General features: G+C 56.8%; 1 protein-coding gene. It reads left to right on the plus strand.

Annotated features, from left to right (window positions below; all coding sequences use genetic code 11):
• On the plus strand, positions 1 to 507 hold a 507-nt coding region (locus AC4HNJ_RS21580), incomplete at both ends, for an IS5 family transposase (protein WP_490481677.1).

A 507-nucleotide genomic window follows, 5' to 3' on the forward strand; every position in this document is an offset into this window, starting at 1 on the left:
AAAATCAGGAGAGGACGCGAGATCCGGAGATGCATCAAACCAAGAAAGGCAACCAATATTACTTCGGCATGAAGGCGCATATTGGTGTCGATCTTGGCTGTGGCTTGGTGCACACTGTCACGGGCACGGCGGCCAACGTGGCCGATGTCGTGGAGGTCGCGAACTTGCTACATGGCGAGGAGACGTCCGTGCACGCTGACGCCGGCTATACCGGCGCAGCCAAGCGTGTGCCAAGCAGGCGCTTGGCATGGCACATTGCCGGGAAGCGCGGTGCGATCAAGGCGATGAAACCTAGCCGATATAAGCGTGCGCTGCAGAAGCTTGAAAAGCTCAAGTCACAGATTCGCGCACAAGTAGAACATCCCTTTCGAGTGATCAAACGTCAGTTCGGTTATGTGAAAGTGCGCTACAAGGGGCTGGCGAAGAACACAGCGCAGATCAAGACGCTGTTTGCGCTGTCGAACCTGTGGATGGTCAGGCGCCAGCTGATGGCCATGACGCCTGTGG

Source organism: Dyella sp. SYSU CM1112 (assembly GCF_058216415.1).